Source organism: Halomonas aestuarii (assembly GCF_001886615.1).
Lineage (GTDB): Bacteria > Pseudomonadota > Gammaproteobacteria > Pseudomonadales > Halomonadaceae > Halomonas > Halomonas aestuarii.
The window spans coordinates 3100925-3116442 of record NZ_CP018139.1 but is presented as its reverse complement, the minus strand read 5'-3'; the positions used below and the strand labels follow the sequence as shown (position 1 = coordinate 3116442).

General features: G+C 69.5%; 18 protein-coding genes. 1 reads left to right on the top strand and 17 read right to left on the bottom strand.

Features of this window, described 5'->3' with window-relative positions:
• Positions 1-96: 96 nt before the first annotated feature.
• The 5 genes from apbC to BOX17_RS14480 all read right to left on the bottom strand — a co-directional run bounded on the left by apbC (position 97) and on the right by BOX17_RS14480 (position 4200).
• Entirely contained in the window at positions 97-897 is an 801-nt protein-coding gene (apbC, locus tag BOX17_RS14500) for an iron-sulfur cluster carrier protein ApbC (RefSeq protein ID WP_167603743.1), read from the bottom strand.
• A gap of 180 nt (positions 898-1077) precedes the next feature.
• Positions 1078-2187 (bottom strand): coiled-coil domain-containing protein, encoded by a 1110-nt coding sequence (locus BOX17_RS16995; RefSeq protein ID WP_164508643.1) that lies wholly within the window; start codon positions 2185-2187, stop codon positions 1078-1080.
• 141 nt (positions 2188-2328) lie between these two features.
• Complete coding sequence (arfB, locus tag BOX17_RS14490; protein WP_071945728.1) at positions 2329-2742, bottom strand: alternative ribosome rescue aminoacyl-tRNA hydrolase ArfB; 414 nt, start codon at positions 2740-2742, stop codon at positions 2329-2331.
• 71 nt (positions 2743-2813) lie between these two features.
• Positions 2814-3488, bottom strand: a complete 675-nt coding sequence (locus BOX17_RS14485; protein ID WP_071945726.1) for a spermine/spermidine synthase domain-containing protein — start codon at positions 3486-3488, stop codon at positions 2814-2816.
• Positions 3489-3651: 163 nt separating this feature from the next.
• On the bottom strand, positions 3652-4200 hold the full coding sequence (locus BOX17_RS14480; protein WP_071945724.1) for a YqhA family protein: 549 nt from the start codon (positions 4198-4200) through the stop codon (positions 3652-3654).
• 116 nt (positions 4201-4316) lie between these two features.
• Here BOX17_RS14480 and BOX17_RS14475 point away from each other — a divergent pair, with 116 nt between their 5' ends.
• Positions 4317-5246, top strand: a complete 930-nt coding sequence (locus tag BOX17_RS14475; protein ID WP_071945722.1) for a YihY/virulence factor BrkB family protein — start codon at positions 4317-4319, stop codon at positions 5244-5246.
• A gap of 143 nt (positions 5247-5389) precedes the next feature.
• Here the strand turns inward: BOX17_RS14475 and BOX17_RS14470 are convergent, their stop codons facing one another.
• From BOX17_RS14470 to urtC, 12 genes are all read right to left on the bottom strand, one after another.
• Positions 5390-6820 (bottom strand): phospholipase D-like domain-containing protein, encoded by a 1431-nt coding sequence (locus BOX17_RS14470; RefSeq protein WP_071945720.1) that lies wholly within the window; start codon positions 6818-6820, stop codon positions 5390-5392.
• A gap of 199 nt (positions 6821-7019) precedes the next feature.
• Complete coding sequence (locus tag BOX17_RS14465; RefSeq protein ID WP_071945718.1) at positions 7020-7256, bottom strand: hypothetical protein; 237 nt, start codon at positions 7254-7256, stop codon at positions 7020-7022.
• A 61-nt stretch (positions 7257-7317) separates the two neighbouring features.
• On the bottom strand, positions 7318-7974 hold the full coding sequence (gene ureG, locus BOX17_RS14460) for an urease accessory protein UreG (protein WP_071945716.1): 657 nt from the start codon (positions 7972-7974) through the stop codon (positions 7318-7320).
• A gap of 100 nt (positions 7975-8074) precedes the next feature.
• Positions 8075-8800: an urease accessory protein UreF gene (locus BOX17_RS14455; protein WP_071946917.1), complete on the bottom strand. Its 726-nt coding sequence runs from the start codon at positions 8798-8800 to the stop codon at positions 8075-8077.
• A complete protein-coding gene (gene ureE, locus BOX17_RS14450) occupies positions 8790-9308 on the bottom strand; it encodes an urease accessory protein UreE (RefSeq protein WP_071945713.1) in 519 nt (172 codons plus the stop codon). The genes BOX17_RS14455 and ureE overlap by 11 nt, the downstream gene beginning before the upstream one ends.
• A 29-nt stretch (positions 9309-9337) precedes the next feature.
• Complete coding sequence (gene ureC / locus BOX17_RS14445) at positions 9338-11041, bottom strand: urease subunit alpha (protein WP_071945711.1); 1704 nt, start codon at positions 11039-11041, stop codon at positions 9338-9340.
• Positions 11038-11370 carry an urease subunit beta gene (locus tag BOX17_RS14440; protein ID WP_071945709.1) on the bottom strand — a complete coding sequence of 111 codons (333 nt, stop codon included), beginning with the start codon at positions 11368-11370 and terminating at the stop codon, positions 11038-11040. The genes ureC and BOX17_RS14440 overlap by 4 nt, the downstream gene beginning before the upstream one ends.
• A gap of 10 nt (positions 11371-11380) precedes the next feature.
• The gene (locus BOX17_RS14435) at positions 11381-11683 is read right to left on the bottom strand and encodes an urease subunit gamma (protein WP_071945707.1); all 303 of its coding nucleotides are present in this window, start codon (positions 11681-11683) and stop codon (positions 11381-11383) included.
• A 25-nt stretch (positions 11684-11708) separates the two neighbouring features.
• Complete coding sequence (locus BOX17_RS14430; protein WP_071945705.1) at positions 11709-12593, bottom strand: urease accessory protein UreD; 885 nt, start codon at positions 12591-12593, stop codon at positions 11709-11711.
• Positions 12594-12846: 253 nt separating this feature from the next.
• Positions 12847-13545, bottom strand: coding sequence for an urea ABC transporter ATP-binding subunit UrtE (gene urtE / locus BOX17_RS14425; RefSeq protein ID WP_071945703.1), 699 nt, complete (start codon positions 13543-13545; stop codon positions 12847-12849).
• On the bottom strand, positions 13545-14390 hold the full coding sequence (urtD, locus tag BOX17_RS14420) for an urea ABC transporter ATP-binding protein UrtD (protein ID WP_071945701.1): 846 nt from the start codon (positions 14388-14390) through the stop codon (positions 13545-13547). The genes urtE and urtD overlap by 1 nt, the downstream gene beginning before the upstream one ends.
• Positions 14387-15517 (bottom strand): urea ABC transporter permease subunit UrtC, encoded by a 1131-nt coding sequence (gene urtC / locus BOX17_RS14415; protein WP_071945699.1) that lies wholly within the window; start codon positions 15515-15517, stop codon positions 14387-14389. The genes urtD and urtC overlap by 4 nt, the downstream gene beginning before the upstream one ends.
• Position 15518 lies beyond the last annotated feature (1 nt).

Below are 15518 nucleotides of genomic sequence, written 5' to 3'. Positions count from 1 at the left end.
AACGAAGGAAAACCGGGGCCACATCATAGCGGCCCCGGCGGGGAAGGTCACGATACCGCGAGTTCGCCCGGCGACATCCTCGCGGCGGGTGGCCCATCAGTCGTCGAAGGAGATCTCCGGCCCGTCGGGCTGCTGCTCCCGGATCTGCTCGGCCACCTGGCGGGCCATCTCGCGAAAGGTGGTGGTCACCTCGCCCTGCGGCTCGGCCACCACGGTGGGCCGACCGCCGTCCACCTGCTCGCGGATCGCCATGGTCAGGGGCAGACGGCCGAGCACGCGGGTCTCGTACTCGTCGGCGATGCGCTCACCGCCGCCCTCGCCGAAGATCGGCTCACTGTGGCCGCACTGGGAGCAGACGTGCAGGCTCATGTTCTCCACCACGCCGAGCACCGGCACGTTGACCTTGCGGAACATCTCGATGCCCTTGCGGGCGTCGAGCAGCGCGATGTCCTGGGGGGTGGTGACGATCACCGCGCCGTCCACCGGCACCTTCTGGGCCAGGGTCAGCTGGATGTCCCCGGTCCCCGGCGGCATGTCGATGAACAGGTAGTCCAGGTCCCCCCAGGCCGTCTGGGTGAGCATCTGCTGGAAGGCACCGGCCACCATCGGGCCGCGCCACACCATGGGCTCCCGGATATCGGCGAGGAAGGCCATCGACATGGCCTGGATGCCGTGAGCCTCGAGCGGCCGGAAGCGGTTCTCGCCGGCGGACTGGGGACGCACGCCCTCGCCCACCCCGAGCATCTGCGCCTGGCTGGGTCCGTAGATGTCGGCATCCAGGATGCCGACACGATAGCCCTCGGCGGCCATGGCCAGCGCCAGATTGACGGTGACGGTGGACTTGCCCACCCCGCCCTTGCCGGATGCCACGGCGACGATATGCTTGACCCCTTCGATCACGAATCGCTCCTTCTGCAGTTGGGGTTGCCACGCGAGCGGCATGAACGGTCAGTATACCCGTGGGGTCGCCCTGCCATGCAATGCCTGCCCGTGGATGCCGATGCCTCAGGGCCCGACAACGAGAACGGCGAGCCAGTGGCTCGCCGTGGGACGGGATGGGATGCCTCCCGGGAGGGCTCAGTCGGTATTGGCGTCCTCGGCGGACTCGGTCTCGGCCTCCGGCTGGGGTTTGGCCTCTGCCTCCGGCTCGGACTCGGCCTCTGCCTCCGGCTCGGACTCGGCCGCCGGCTCGGGCTTGGCCTGAGCCTCCGCCTGGGCCTCGGCATCGCCGCTGTCGCCTGACTGCACGCTCTGCTCCAGCGTGGCGAGCTCGTTGCGCCAGGTCTCGAGCTGCCCTTCCAGCCGATCGAGCTGCGACTGGCGCGCCTCGACCTTGGATTCGATCGCGGCCACCTCATCGCGACCAACCTTGATGGCCACCTCGAGATCCTTGATGGTCTCGCGGGCCTGGTCGACGGCCGAGCGGGCCTCCTGGAGCTCAGACTGGGTCGCCTCGAGGGCCTCCTGGGCCTCGCTGCGGCTCGCCTCGAGCGCATCGATCTCCTGCTGCAGGGCATCGCGCTGCTCCTGCTGTGCCGCGATCTCCTCGTTCAGGCCGGCCAGCGTCTCCTCGGCGGCCGTGATCTCCTGCTGGAGCCCCTCGAGCTGGGCCGCGGCCTCGTCACGGGCGGCCACCGCCTCGCTGCGCTTCTGCTCGGCCTGCTGGCGAGCCTGTTCGGCTTGCTGGCGGGCCTCCTCGGCGGCCTGACGCTCCTGCTCGGCCTCCTGGCGAGAGGCCTGGGCCTCGTCGCGGGCCTGGAGGGCCTGGTCGCGGGCCTCCTCGGTGGCGGCGAGCTCCTCCTTGGCGGAGGCGAGCTCGGCCTGGAGCGCCTCCAGGTCGGACTGCGTGGAGGTCACGGACGCCTGGGCCACCTCCAGCTCGGTGCGCGCCGCCGCGATGTCGGACCGGACTCCCTCCAGCTCCGCCGCGGCAGCCTGCTGCTCCTCGCCCAGCTCGGCGCGACGCGCCTCGAGGTCATCGATGTTGCCGGCCGTGCTCTGCAGTTCCTCGACGCGACTGGAGAGTGTCGCATTCTCGGACTGCACGTTCTCGAGCTCCTGGCGAACCGACTCCAGGGCCTCGTTGCTGGAACTGACGCTCGACTGGGCCATCAGCGCCCAGATGATCGCGACCACCGCCACGGCCGAAAGGCCCTTGACGCGGTTGTCCTTGAAAAGCTCACTCATCGACGAATCTGCCATCGGCGGATCCCCCTGCGTGGTTGGGTGTCTGTCGCCGGCCAGGAACGGCCGACCATCATGGTCACGCCTTCCAGCATACACCCCCCGGAAACGACCGCCACCCGACCGGCGACGACGCATTCAACGTCACGGCTCGACCTTGCCGCGCAGGGCCTTGTGACGGCCGCGCTTCTTCTTGCTGTCCAGCCGGCGCCGCTTCGCGCCCTTGCTGGGCCGGGTGGCGATGCGCTTCTTCGGCGCGTACATCACGCTCTTGATCAGCGCCTTGAGCCGCGCGAGGGCCTCGGCACGGTTGCGCTCCTGGGTGCGGTGGCCCTGCGCCTTGATGATCACCACCCCGTCACGGGTGATGCGTTGATCGCCCAGCGCCAGCAGCTTCTCCTTGAAGCCCTCGGGCAGGCTCGAGGCCCGGATGTCGAAGCGCAGGTGGATGGCCGTGGCAACCTTGTTGACGTTCTGGCCGCCGGCCCCCTGGGCGCGCACCGCCTGCATCTCGATCTCGTGATCGGGAATGGTGACCTGGCGAGAGAGTTCCAGCATGCTGTCTGCCTCATGGTGGAAAGTGGATCCGGGCCTGGCGCCCGGGGCATGGGACATAGGGCATGGGTCGATCAGCGGGCCAGCCAGATGCGGTGCTTCGCGCCCTTGCCGGGGCGGTGGGCCCGCACCGTGACCTCCTCGACCAGCAGGCCGAGACGTCGCAGCCGCTCGGTGAAGGCCGGGTCCTGGCCCGCCGACCAGACCGCCAGCACCCCGTCGGGACGCAGCGCCTCCTGGGCGGCCGCGAGCCCCCTGGGCGAATAGAGCCAGTCGTTCTCCCGGCGCGTCAGCCCTTCGGGGCCGTTGTCCACGTCGAGCATGATGGCATCGAAGCCCCCGGGCTCGCCGCGCAGGACCTCGCCCACATCCCCCATAACGACGCGGGCCCGCGGATCATCCAGCGGATGGCCGGCGGCCGCCCCGAGCGGGCCGCGATTCCACTCCACCACGCCCGGCACCAGTTCGGCGACCACCACCTCGGCCGTCTCGCCGAGGGCCGCCAGCGCCGCCGCCAGGGTGAAGCCCATGCCCAGGCCACCGACCAGCACCCGCGCGCCGGGGCGCCTCGCGAGGTGGCGGCACGCCAGCTCCCCCAGGGCATCCTCGGAGCCGTGCAGGCGCGTGTTCATCAGCTCCCCCGGGGCGCCGGCGATGCGGATGGAGAACTCGTCGTTGCGCTGCAGGAGCCGCAGCTCGGTGCCCTGCCCGGGGATGCTCGCCGTGCCGATCACTTCGAATTTGGCCATGGTGTCTCGCTGTCGCGGGGGAAGATCGCATCACGGGGGATGCCGAAAGCGCGCATTATGCGCGGGCCGCCGGCGACTTGCCATGCGACCGGCCACGACAGCGGTCTGCGACGAGCGCGTCGGGCATGGTCCCGCCCTCGGGGGCTTCTCGCTCCTGCCGGCGTCACTCCTTCTTGTGGGCCAGCGCCATCAGGTACAGCGCCAGCGCGAGGGCCAGCACCGACAGCGCGAGGTAGATGGCATCCAGCGGCGTATCGAAGCTGATCCCCACCACGGCACGAAAGAACTCGATGATCACGGCGAGTATCACCACCCTCGCGATCTTGTCCTTGAGCTGGTCCAGGGAGTGGACGTTGAAGGGGTGATTCGGGTCACGCCCCTCGACGGGCTCGAGGCGGGAGACGAAGAGCTTGTAGACGCCCAGCCCGAAGATCATCAGCACCAGGGCGATCAGGTAGATGTCCACGGCCACGATGATGTCGGTGACCACGCTCTTGTGAATGTCCGGCCCACCGGCGGTGTAGTAGCGCCAGGCGTCGCCCAGCACCGCGAGCATGTCGAAGCTGGCGATGATGAAGAGCACGAAGGCGCCCAGCAGGGCCGGCACCACGGCCATCAGCACCATCAGGCGGGAGTTCCACAGGAAGGCCTCGAAGCGTCGCTCGAGCTGGCCGCGTCGCGTCTCCTGGGCGGGTTGTGTGTCGGGGTCCATGGCATGCTCCTTGTCTGCAAGTGACCAACGGCGGGGAGGATTTCGTCGCCGGGCGTTTGACCGACGCACGCAGGATACGCCTATGATGACGCAGGCACACTGGCACGGCAGGCCCGATGACGTCACCCCGCGAAACGTCCCGACACCCGATCCTCACCCTGCTGCCGCTGACGCTGCACTTCCTGTGGCGGGTGCTGTGCGCCTTCCTGCGCAACCGCGGCATCCTGCTGGCCGGCGGGGTGGGCTACAACATCCTGCTCTCCATCGTGCCGCTGTTCGCCCTGATGGTCGTGCTGCTGGCCGGGGTGGTGGACGAACAGCACCTGCTCGAGGTGCTGTCCATCCAGGTACGCCACCTGGCCCCCGCCCACGCCGAGATCCTGCTCGACGCCGTGCGCACCCTGCTCGACTCCCGGGACGTCATCGGCATCCTGGGCTTTCCCGTGCTGCTGCTGTTCAGCTCCTTCGCCTTCCGCATGCTCGAGGACGCCCTGGCGATCATCTTCCATGCGCCCGACATCCACCAGCCGGGGCGCAGCGTCTGGGTCTCGGTGGCGCTGCCCTATGCCTTCATGCTGGTGCTGGGGGCCGGCCTGCTGGCCCTGACCCTGCTGGTCAGCGTGGTCAGTTCGGTGAATGCAGTGTGGCTGGCCCTGTTCGAGCGAAACCTCCCCCTGGCCGGGCTCTCCGGTCCGATGCTCAACCTGACCAGCTTCCTCGGCGTCTTCCTGCTCTTCAGCGCCATCTACAAGTTCCTCCCCGTGGTCAAGATCGCCCTGCGTCGTGCCGTGGTGGGGGGCTTCGTCGCCGCCCTGCTGTGGGAGGGGGTGCGCCTCCTGCTGGTGTTCTATTTCGCCAACATCTCCCTGGTGAATGCGGTGTACGGCTCCCTGGCCACCCTGGTCGTGGTGCTGCTGAGCCTGGAGGTGGGCGCCATCATCCTGCTGCTCGGGGCCCAGGTGATCGCCGAGCTGGAGCGCAACGCCCGCCTTGGCCTCGCCTGGTACGTCGACCCGCGTCGCCAGGCCGTGACCCACGTGGACTGACCCTCGCCGCGGCCTGGGCTAATAGGAGGCGCTTCCTCCGCCCTCAGGACGGGGAGAGCCCTCGGCGGTCAGAATGTCGAGAGCCCTCAGCGGTCTGAATGTCGAGAGCCATCCGCGCCAAGAATGTTGATAGACCTCAGCGATCAGAACGTGGAGAGCCCGGTGGCCTCCATGATCCGATAGCGCCAGCGCTGCCAGGTCGAGGTGTCGTCGTGGGCGGCAAAGGGCTCGCTGGTGATCCGCTGTGGGGTCGAGTGCCAGCGACGCGCGAAGAAGGCCGAGGCGTCGCGTAGGGCCTGGGTCTCGGCGGGTCCCACCAGGCGCACGCTGGTCTCCAGGTTCAGGTCGTCCAGGTTGCGTCGGGTGAAGTTGGCCGAACCCAGGATCATCTCGGCCTCGCCATCGGCCGCGGCGGGCAGGCGCAGCAGCAGCTTGCTGTGGCACTGCTCGCCGTCGGTGGCACACCAACGCACCGGCACGCCGGCGGCGTGGAGCTCGCGGGCGACAGGCCGGTTGGGAATGCCGTTCTTCTCCAGCCCGAAGGCATCGCGATTGGGGTCGAGGAGCACGCGCAGCACCGCCCCCCGACGGTGGGCGTCCACCAGCGCCTCGATCAGCGCCCGATGCGACAGGTAGAAGACGGCGACATCCAGGCGGTCCCCCGGGCCGCTGGCGCGGATGGCCGCGAGCAGGGCATCGCGGATGGCGCCCTCGGTGAGCACCTGCAGCCTCGCGCCCTCGACCGGCGCTCCGGCGCCGTCCGGGGCCTCGGGGCCCGGCAGGCCCACGCCCGACCAGCCGGCCACCGGGCGCTCCGAGGCCAGCAGGTCCAGCGCCGCCGCACCCTCGAAGCGCAGCGCCACGTTGCCGTGCAGGCTGCTGGCGTCATGGGGGTTGGCCGAGGTGACCAGCCCGGTCCAGCCCTTCCCCCGGTCGACGACCAGGGTCTTGCGATGGTTGGCGTTGAAGTTGAGCAGGGCCAGGTAACTGCGCAGCGGCACCCGGCCGGTGCCCAGGGCGTTGGGCAGCCAGCCGCCCTCGCTTTGGTTGCCGAGCCAGCGCGGCCCCAGGTGCCAGGCCCCGGACCAGAGCGGGTTGGAGGCCCGCAGTCGCGTCAGGTCCGTGACCACCACCCGGACCCCGGCCCCGCGCAGCCGCTCGAGGTGCTCGAGCTCGAGCCCGCCATAGAGGGTGTTGAGCGGGTCGGTGATCACCACGGCCTCGAGGGTGGGATGCCGAGCCCGGCGATCGACCAGGGCCTCGGTGAGCTCCGCCGACAGTGGCCGGAAGTCCCGGGCATCGGCGCTGCCCGCGAAGTCGTTGAACAGGAACATGTCAAGCACCACCAGGCGCTCTGCCTGGCCGATCAGCGCCATGACCTCGTCGAAGATGCGGCGCCTGGCATGTCGCTCCCCCGAGGGGGCGTACCAGGTCTCGTCGGCGAGGAAGCGCAGGCCCTCGGCGGGACGTTCGGGAAAGGCCCGGCCGATCCCGTCGGGCAGCGGCTTGTAGCGCTGCCAGGCGCCCATGGCCAGCCAGGCCACCAGCAGCACCGTCACGAACCAGGACCACATCCGACGCCTCCCCTTCCCTCTGCCTGTTCCCAGGCGCTGCCTGCCCACCATGGCACCCTCGCGATCCCTGCCGCCGAACCAGGCGACGTTCCCGCCAGCATAGCGAGAGGCCGGCGGGAAAGCAGTACGCCCGGCCGGGGCCGGGCGCACGTCATGCCGAGATCAGACGGCTCAGCCCTGGCGATTCAGTTCTGGCGGCTCAGCCCTGACGGCGAAGACGGCGACGCCAGACGAGGCGCGCCAGGGGGACCAGCGCGGCGAGCCCCAGGGCAGCGATCGCCAGCACCGCCAGCACCGAGGGGCTGCCGGCATGGGCATGCACCGAGGGGGCGCCGTGACCCGAGTGAGCCAGGGCCAGAGGGGGCGAGAGCAGGATGGACGGGAGCAGCAGGCTGGCGCCGAGGGTGGGGAACATCCGGAAAGTGCGACGGGTCATGGGGGATCTCCTGGAAGTGGCGGAACGGGGTCAGGCTAGCAGGGGACGGGGCTTGCCCGCATCAGGCGGTGGCGGCATCGCGGCCGGGATCTGTCATGAGCGCGGGGCGGCGCTCCGGCAGCATGCCGCGGTCGAGGATGAAGGCGATGATCTCCTCCAGTCCGATGCCATCATAGAGGTTGGCGAAGACGAAGGGACGTTCCCCGCGCATCTTCCGCGAGTCGCGCTCCATGACCTCCAGGGAGGCGTGGACCTGTTCGGCGATGTCGATCTTGTTGATGATCAGCAGGTCCGACTTGGTGATGCCCGGCCCTCCCTTGCGCGGGATCTTGTCGCCGGCGGAGACATCGATCACGTAGAGGGTCAGGTCGGAGAGCTCCGGGCTGAAGGTCGCCGAGAGGTTGTCGCCACCGGACTCCACCAGCACCAGCTCCAGGCCCGGATGGCGCGCCTGGAGGTCATCGATGGCGGCGAGGTTCATGGAGGCATCCTCGCGGATGGCCGTGTGCGGGCAGCCGCCGGTCTCCACGCCGAGGATCCGGTCCGCCGGCAGGGCCTCGTGCTTGAGCAGGAAGTCGGCATCCTCGCGGGTGTAGATGTCGTTGGTGACCACGGCGATGTCGTAGTGGTCACGCAGGGCGCGGCAGAGCTGCTTGAGCAGGGCCGTCTTGCCGGAGCCCACCGGGCCGCCGACGCCGATACGCAGGCAATGGGTCATGGATCCTCTCCTTGCTTCTGAACAGCTGGTTTCTGAACAGCTGGTTTCTGAACAGCTGGCTTCTGAACAGCGAGCTTATGAATAGTTATCTTCTGAATAGTCAGCTTCTGAACAGTCGTGAGTACTGGGTCTCGTGCAGGGCGCTGGCGAGTGCCAGGCCCGGCAGCGCCGGCCCCAGGGCCTCGTCCTCGAGCGCCAGGGCCTCATCCACCGCGCCCACCAGCGCCGGGCGCAGTCGCTCCACCAGGCGCTGGGCGGCGGTATGCCCCAGCGGCAGGGCCTTGCAGGCCACGGCGAGCTGGTTCTCCAGCCAGGCCCAGGCGAAGCCCAGCAGCGCCTGGCGCGTCGACACGCCGCGGGCATGGGCCGTCCAGGCGAAGACCGTCACATAGCCGGCGTCGGCAGGCAGCGCCGGGGCCTCGCCGGTGGTACTGGTGGAGCCGCCGGGCAGCAGCGACAAACTCCCCAGCAGGCGCACCAGGGCCGCGCCCAGGCGGCGGTCCTCGGCGGCGAGCTCTGCGGTCTCGCGACTGGCCGCGAGCCAGGCGTCCCAGCGGGCGATGGCCTCGCCGTCCGACTCCTGCCAGGCCCGGGCCAGGCGCGCCAGCACCGGCAGCTCGCAGCGGGTCAGGCCGTCCTCCAGCACCCCCTCGAGCCACTCGCCGAGGCTCGCCTCGTCGGATACCCAGCCCAACTCGAAGGCGCTCTCGAGCCCCTGGGAGAAGGCGAAGGCGCCGATGGGCAGGGCCGGGCTGACCAGCTGCAGCAGGCCCAGCAGCGCCAGGTCATCGCCCCGGGCCGCCGTCGCCGGCCCCTCAGTGGGCATGATCATGGGTGTGACCGTGGTGGTGGTGCTCATGATCATGCCCGGCGCGGGCGTGGTCATGGGACTGAGTGTGTGAATAGGCCCCCGGCTCGGGATCGAAGGGCGCCTGGTGGTGCTCGAGGCGCGCCCCCAGCCGCTCGGCCAGGGACTCGAGGACGTGGTCCGGCGGGAAGCGCACGAAGCCGCCCTGCCCGTCCTCCCCCAGCGCCAGCTGAACGTGACGGTTGCCCAGGTGATAGGCGAGCCTCGCCAGGGGCAGGCCCGCCCCGGTGCGGGCGGTGACCACCGGCTCCACCGCGGCCCGGATGCGGACCACCTCGCCCCCCTCGGCGCGCACTCCCTCGCCGTCGCGCAGCACCGGGCCACGGTCGAGGAACAGGCCAAGGGGGCGACCGGCATCGCTCTCTGCCTTGAGCCGGCCGAGGACGCGCTGCTCATAGGGCAGCGTCAGGGTGTCACTCGCCAGGCTCGCCTCGATGGGGCCCAGGCGTTCGATCAATCTCAGCATTGGCATCGTCTCTGGTCCTTGTCCGTGGCTCAGAACAGGTGATAGCGCTGGGCGAGCGGCAGTTCGGTGGCAGGCTCGCAGGTCAGCAGCTCGCCGTCACAGCGCACCTCGTAGGTCTGCGGGTCCACCGACAGCGCCGGGCAGGCGTCGTTGAGCTTCATGTCGGACTTGCGCACGCCTCGCACGTCCCGGCAGGCGCTGAGCGGACTGCGCAGGCCCAGCCGCTCGCCGACCCCGGCCGCCAGGGCCGCCTGGCTGACGAAGGTCAGGCGGGTCTGGCTCGCCGCCCGGCCGAAGGCACCGAACATGGGACGGTAGTGGACCGGCTGGGGCGTGGGGATCGAGGCGTTGGGATCGCCCATGGGTGCCGCGGCGATCATGCCCCCCTTGAGGATCAGCGCCGGCTTGGTGCCGAAGAAGGCCGGCTTCCAGAGCACCAGGTCGGCCAGCTTGCCCACCTCGATAGAGCCCACCTCATGCGCGATTCCGTGGGTGATGGCGGGATTGATAGTGTACTTGGCGATGTAGCGTCGGGCGCGGACGTTGTCGGCCCCGCGCGCCTCGTCCTCCGGCAGCAGGCCGCGCTGCTGCTTCATCTTGTGGGCGGTCTGCCAGGTCCGGCAGACTACCTCGCCGACCCGCCCCATGGCCTGGGAGTCCGAGGCGATCATCGAGATCACCCCCAGGTCCTGGAGGATGTCCTCGGCGGCGATGGTCTCGCGGCGGATGCGCGAATCGGCGAAGGCCACGTCCTCGGGGATGTTGGGGTCGAGGTGGTGGCACACCATCAGCATGTCGAGGTGCTCGTCGATGGTGTTGACGGTATAAGGGCGCGTCGGGTTGGTCGAGGACGGCAGCACGTAAGGCTTCGAGCAGGCGGTGAGGATGTCCGGCGCATGGCCGCCCCCGGCCCCCTCGGTATGGTAGGTGTGGATGCCGCGTTCCTTGAAGGCGGCCAGGGTGTCCTCGACGAAGCCCGACTCGTTCAGGGTGTCGGTGTGGATCGCCACCTGGACGTCGTAGCGGTCGGCGACGCTCAGGCAGTTGTCGATGGCGGCCGGCGTGGTCCCCCAGTCCTCGTGGAGCTTGAGGCCCATGGCGCCGGCCTCGAGCTGGGCCTCCAGCGCCTCGGGCAGGCTGGCGTTGCCCTTGCCGAGCAGGCCGATGTTCATGGGCAGGTCGTCCACCGCCTGGAGCATCTTGCCGATATGCCACTCCCCGGGGGTGCAGGTGGTGGCGTTGGAGCCGGTGGCAGGCCCCGTGCCACCGCCCAGCATGGTGGTGATGCCGCTCATCAGCGCCTCCTCCACCAGCTGCGGGCAGATGAAGTGGATGTGGGCATCGAGGCCACCGGCCGTGAGGATCTTGCCCTCCCCCGCGATCACCTCGGTGCCGGGGCCGATGACGATCGTGACGTCCGGCTGGGTATCCGGGTTGCCGGCCTTGCCGATGGCGGCGATGCGACCCGCCTTGAGGCCCACGTCGGCCTTGACGATGCCCCACCAGTCGAGGATCAGCGCGTTGGTGATCACGGTGTCCATGACCGTGTCGTCGTGACGCTGGCTCTGCCCCATGCCGTCGCGGATCACCTTGCCGCCGCCGAACTTCACCTCGTCGCCGTAGTGGGCGGCATCCTGTTCCACCTCGATCCACAGGTCGGTGTCACCGAGGCGCACCCGGTCCCCCAGCGTGGGACCGTACATGTCGGCATAGGCCTGACGGCTGATCTTCATGACGATTCTCCCTGATCCGATGCATCGAGGTTGCCCATGACGTCGCCACGGAAGCCGAAGATGCGGCGCTCCCCGACGAAGGGGATCAGCGTCACCTCGCGCACCTGGCCGGGTTCGAAGCGGATCGCCGTGCCGGCGGCCACGTCCAGGCGGTAGCCCCGCGCGGCGTCGCGATCGAAGGTCAGGGCCGGGTTGGCCTCGGCGAAGTGATAGTGGGAACCGACCTGGATCGGCCGGTCACCGGTGTTGGCCACCTCGACGGTGATCCGATCGCGCCCCACACAGAGCTCGATCTCGCCGTCCTGCAGCTGGTACTGGCCTGGAATCATGGCGTGCTCCTCACACGATGGGCGTATGCACGGTGACCAGCTTGGTCCCGTCCGGGAAGGTGGCCTCGACCTGGACCTCGTCGACCATCTCGGCCACCCCTTCCATCACGTCGTCCCGGGTCAGGATCTCGCGACCGTAGCTCATGAGGTCCGCGACGCTGCGCCCGTCGCGGGCGCCCTCCAGGATCTCGAAGCTGATCAGCGCCACGGCCTCGGGATAGTTGAGCTTGAGGCCGCGATCGCGCCGCCGCTCGGCCAGCTGGGCGGCCGAGAAGAGCAGCAGCTTGTCCTTGTCTCTGGGGGTCAGTTCCATGGGGCATCTCCATCAAGAGAGGGGGTCAGGTCAACCAGATGCGGGGGACATGGGCGGGCTGGCCGAGCAGTCGCGGCCGCAGGATCTCCCAGGCCCGGTGACAAAGCCGCCAGGCCTCGTTGCGCTCCACGCCCAGGTAGCGCAGCAGCAGTACCCCGTGGCGCACCGTCACCGCCCATGACGGGCTCGAGGGCAGGCCCTCGCGCAGCGCCTCCACCGCGCCCGGCTCGTCCTCGAGGCCCACCGCCCAGAGCGTGGCCTGCACAGTGGCCCCCCCCTGCCCCCAGCGGCCGGCAAAGCGCGGATGGCGGGGGTCCAGGGGTTGGCGCTCGAGCCACAGGGGGCGGCCGTCGCGGGTCAGGTGGAAACGCTGCTCGATGCGTCCGCTGACAAAGGGCAGCGCACTGGCCGGTCGGCCCAGGGCCATCACCTCCCACCCCAGGCAGCGGGACGTCGCCGACAGGGCGATGGTGGTGCGCTGCTCGCCCCGGGAGCCGTCGAAGGCCAGGGTCTCCTGGGGCAGCCACTCGAGCACGCCCTCCTCGGCGACCTCGAGGTGCGTGGCCTGCTGCCAGGCGACGCCATGGCTGTCGGCCCGGTAGAGCTTGTTGGCGGCCGGGGTCGTCAGCAGGGCGTGGGCGCCCGCCTCGACCCGGGCGGTGATGGTCAGGGCGTCCCCGCTGACCAGGCCACCGGGCGGATGCAGCAGGTAGACGTGGCAGGCGCCCTCGCGGCCCTCGGGATGGAACGGCCGCTGTACCCGCAGTGGCCCGTGGTGGCGGGCGCGGGTCATGCGAGTCGCGCCGTCGCGGCGCTCGAAGGCCAGGTCCAGGGAGGCCGCCCAGTGGCGGTCGGCATCGAAGCGGTGCCCCGAGGCCGGCGCTGGCGAGAGTGTCGGGAAGGCCGTCATGGCAGTCCGCCCTGTCAGGAAAGTGGTCACTGCCCTGTCAGTGGCAAGGGGTGTACCAGAACGGTGAATTGCGGATTTAATTCATTATTTTCAGAAGGTTGAATCACTCTGGACGGCAGAGGCCCGGCGCGCCGAAGCACCGGGAAGGTGCAGGACAGGAGCATAAACGCACCGTGACAGGGAATCCCGGCGGGCAGGCGGTCCCTTCTGGTGCATGCCCGAGCCATGGCCCAGCCATGGCGGCAGGGTCCAGCTAGACCGTCAGGTGCTCGCGGATCAGGGCATCGGAGAGCTCGCCGATCTCGCCGCGGGCCCTGGGGCGGCCTCGATCCATGATCACGAAGCGATCGGCATACTTGCGGGCGAAGGGCAGCTTCTGTTCCACCAGCAGCACGCTGAGGCCATCCTCGCGGATCAGCCGGCGAATCACCTCGCCGATCTGGGCCACGATGTTGGGCTGGATGCCCTCCCCCGGCTCGTCGAGGATCAGCAGCCTCGGCTCGAGCACCAGGGCCCGCCCGATGGCCAACTGCTGCTGCTGTCCCCCCGAGAGGTCGCCGCCGCGGCGATGCTTCATCTCCTCGAGCACGGGGAAGAGCTCATAGACCCGCGAGGGAATCCGGGTCAGGCCGTCCTGGCGGGCGGCCAGGCCGGTACGCAGGTTCTCCTCCACGGTAAGCAGCGGGAAGATCTGGCGCCCCTGGGGCACATAGCCGATGCCCAGCCGGGAGCGCTCCTCCACGCGCCGGCGGGTCAGCTCGACCTCGTCGTCATAGAGGATGCTGCCGGAGGCCACCGCCACCTCGCCCATGATCGCCTTCATCAGGGTGGTCTTGCCCACCCCGTTGCGCCCCATCACGCAGGTGCACTGGCCGGTGGGCACCTCGAGGTCCAGGTCCCAGAGGGTGTGGCTCTCGCCGTAGTACTGGTTGAGCGACGCGACGGTCAGCATCAGGCGGCCTCCTCGTCGGGGTCGGCGCCGAGGTAGACCTCGACGACCTTCGGGTCGCGGGAGACCCGGTCCATGCTGCCCTCGGCCAGCACGCTGCCCTGGTGCAGCACCGTCACCGTGCGGGCGATGGAGCGCACGAAGCCCATGTCGTGCTCGACCACCACCACGGACTGCTTGCCCTTGCCGGCGAGGCCCGTGAGCAGCTCCGCGGTGCGCTCCATCTCCTGCTCGGTCATGCCGGCCACCGGCTCGTCGACCAGCAGCAGGCGGGGACGCTGCATCAGCAGCATGCCGATCTCCAGCCACTGCTTCTGGCCGTGGGAGAGGATGCCCGCCGGGCGATGGCGAAGCTCGGTGAGCCCGATGGTCGCGAGCACCTCCTCGATGCGATCGCGGATCTCGCCGGTCAGGCGCGCGGTGAGCGTGGGCAGGATACGCTTGTCGGCCGCCATGGCGAGCTCGAGGTTCTCGAACACCGTCAGGGCCTCGAACACCGTGGGCTTCTGGAACTTGCGCCCGATGCCGAGGCTGGCGATCTCCGGCTCGCTCTTGGCCAGCAGGTTGTGACGGCTGCCGAACCAGACCGAGCCGCAATCGGGGCGGGTCTTGCCGGTGATGATGTCCATCATGGTGGTCTTGCCGGCCCCGTTGGGGCCGATGATGCAGCGCAGCTCGCCGTCGTCGATGGTCAGGTTGAGGTCGTTGATCGCCTTGAAGCCGTCGAAGCTGACGCTGACGCCCTCCAGGTAGAGGATCGGGCCGTGGCGGACGTCCACCGGCGAGGCCGCCGGCACCAGGAAGTCGAAGACCCGGTCACGGTCGGCCAGGGAATTCAGGAAACTCATGCGGACACCTCCCTGGGCGCAGGGGATTCGGGGGATGACGGGGCACGGCGACGCAGGCGGTAGGCCAGCAGGCCGGCGATGCCTCGAGGCAGCAGCACCGTGACCAGCACGAACATGCCGCCCAGGGCGAACAGCCAGGCATCCGGCATCACCCCGGTGAACACCGTCTTGGCATAGTTGACGAGTATCGCGCCGATGACCGCGCCGTAGAGGGTCGCTCGCCCGCCCAGCGCCACCCAGAGCACGATCTCGATGGAGAAGATCGGCGAGAACTCGCTGGGGTTGATGATGCCCACCTGGGGCACGTAGAGCGCCCCGGCGACGCCGGCCAGCATGGCCGAGACCACGAAGACGAACAGCTGGAAGCGCTCGACCCGGTAGCCGAGAAAGCGGGTGCGCGCCTCGGCATCCCGGGTGGCCACGCAGACCCGGCCGAGCTTGCTGACGACGATGGCCCGGCACAGCACGTAGCCCACGGCCAGGGCCACCCCGGTGGCCAGGAACAGGCCCAGCCGGGTGGCGTCGCTGCGCAGGTCGAAGCCCAGCAGTTCCTTGAAGTCCGTCAGGCCGTTGTTGCCGCCGAAGCCCATCTCGTTGCGGAAGAAGGCCAGCATCAGGGCGAAGGTCAGGGCCTGGGTGATGATCGACAGGTAGACCCCGGTGACCCGCGACCGGAAGGCCAGGAAGCCGAACACCAGGGCCAGCAGCCCCGGCGCCAGCAGCACCATCAGGAAGGCGAACCAGGGCATGTCGAAGCCCAGCCAGTACCAGGGCAGTGCGTCCCAGTCGAGGAACACCATGAAGTCCGGCAGCAGCGGGTCGCCATAGACCCCGCGATCGCCGATCTGGCGCATCAGGTACATGCCCATGGCGTAGCCACCCAGGGCGAAAAAGGCCCCGTGCCCCAGGCTCAGGATCCCCAGGTAGCCCCACACCAGGTCCACGGCCACGGCCAGCAGCGCATAGCTCAGGTACTTGCCGAGCAGCGTCACGGTGTAGGTCGAGACATGCAGAGGATGCTCCGCCGGCAGGGCCAGGTTGAGCAGCGTCACCGCGGCCAGGGCGGCGAGCAGGACGCCCAGGAAGAGCTGCGTCGCACGTTCACGGAACGGTCTTGTGAGCCACATG

What these genes read in the sequence shown, in the direction of transcription:
- arfB (WP_071945728.1), bottom strand. Translation starts at nt 2,742, where the DNA reads ATGCTGGAACTCTCTCGCCAGGTCACCATTCCCGATCACGAGATCGAG.
- urtC (WP_071945699.1), bottom strand. Translation starts at nt 15,517, where the DNA reads ATGTGGCTCACAAGACCGTTCCGTGAACGTGCGACGCAGCTCTTCCTG.
- BOX17_RS14440 (WP_071945709.1), bottom strand. Translation starts at nt 11,370, where the DNA reads ATGATTCCAGGCCAGTACCAGCTGCAGGACGGCGAGATCGAGCTCTGT.
- urtE (WP_071945703.1), bottom strand. Translation starts at nt 13,545, where the DNA reads ATGCTGACCGTCGCGTCGCTCAACCAGTACTACGGCGAGAGCCACACC.
- BOX17_RS14480 (WP_071945724.1), bottom strand. Translation starts at nt 4,200, where the DNA reads ATGGACCCCGACACACAACCCGCCCAGGAGACGCGACGCGGCCAGCTC.
- BOX17_RS14465 (WP_071945718.1), bottom strand. Translation starts at nt 7,256, where the DNA reads ATGACCCGTCGCACTTTCCGGATGTTCCCCACCCTCGGCGCCAGCCTG.
- ureC (WP_071945711.1), bottom strand. Translation starts at nt 11,041, where the DNA reads ATGAAGATCAGCCGTCAGGCCTATGCCGACATGTACGGTCCCACGCTG.
- BOX17_RS16995 (WP_164508643.1), bottom strand. Translation starts at nt 2,187, where the DNA reads ATGAGTGAGCTTTTCAAGGACAACCGCGTCAAGGGCCTTTCGGCCGTG.
- ureG (WP_071945716.1), bottom strand. Translation starts at nt 7,974, where the DNA reads ATGACCCATTGCCTGCGTATCGGCGTCGGCGGCCCGGTGGGCTCCGGC.
- BOX17_RS14470 (WP_071945720.1), bottom strand. Translation starts at nt 6,820, where the DNA reads ATGTGGTCCTGGTTCGTGACGGTGCTGCTGGTGGCCTGGCTGGCCATG.
- urtD (WP_071945701.1), bottom strand. Translation starts at nt 14,390, where the DNA reads ATGAGTTTCCTGAATTCCCTGGCCGACCGTGACCGGGTCTTCGACTTC.
- BOX17_RS14430 (WP_071945705.1), bottom strand. Translation starts at nt 12,593, where the DNA reads ATGACGGCCTTCCCGACACTCTCGCCAGCGCCGGCCTCGGGGCACCGC.
- BOX17_RS14475 (WP_071945722.1), top strand. Translation starts at nt 4,317, where the DNA reads ATGACGTCACCCCGCGAAACGTCCCGACACCCGATCCTCACCCTGCTG.
- BOX17_RS14485 (WP_071945726.1), bottom strand. Translation starts at nt 3,488, where the DNA reads ATGGCCAAATTCGAAGTGATCGGCACGGCGAGCATCCCCGGGCAGGGC.
- BOX17_RS14455 (WP_071946917.1), bottom strand. Translation starts at nt 8,800, where the DNA reads ATGCCCACTGAGGGGCCGGCGACGGCGGCCCGGGGCGATGACCTGGCG.
- ureE (WP_071945713.1), bottom strand. Translation starts at nt 9,308, where the DNA reads ATGCTGAGATTGATCGAACGCCTGGGCCCCATCGAGGCGAGCCTGGCG.
- BOX17_RS14435 (WP_071945707.1), bottom strand. Translation starts at nt 11,683, where the DNA reads ATGGAACTGACCCCCAGAGACAAGGACAAGCTGCTGCTCTTCTCGGCC.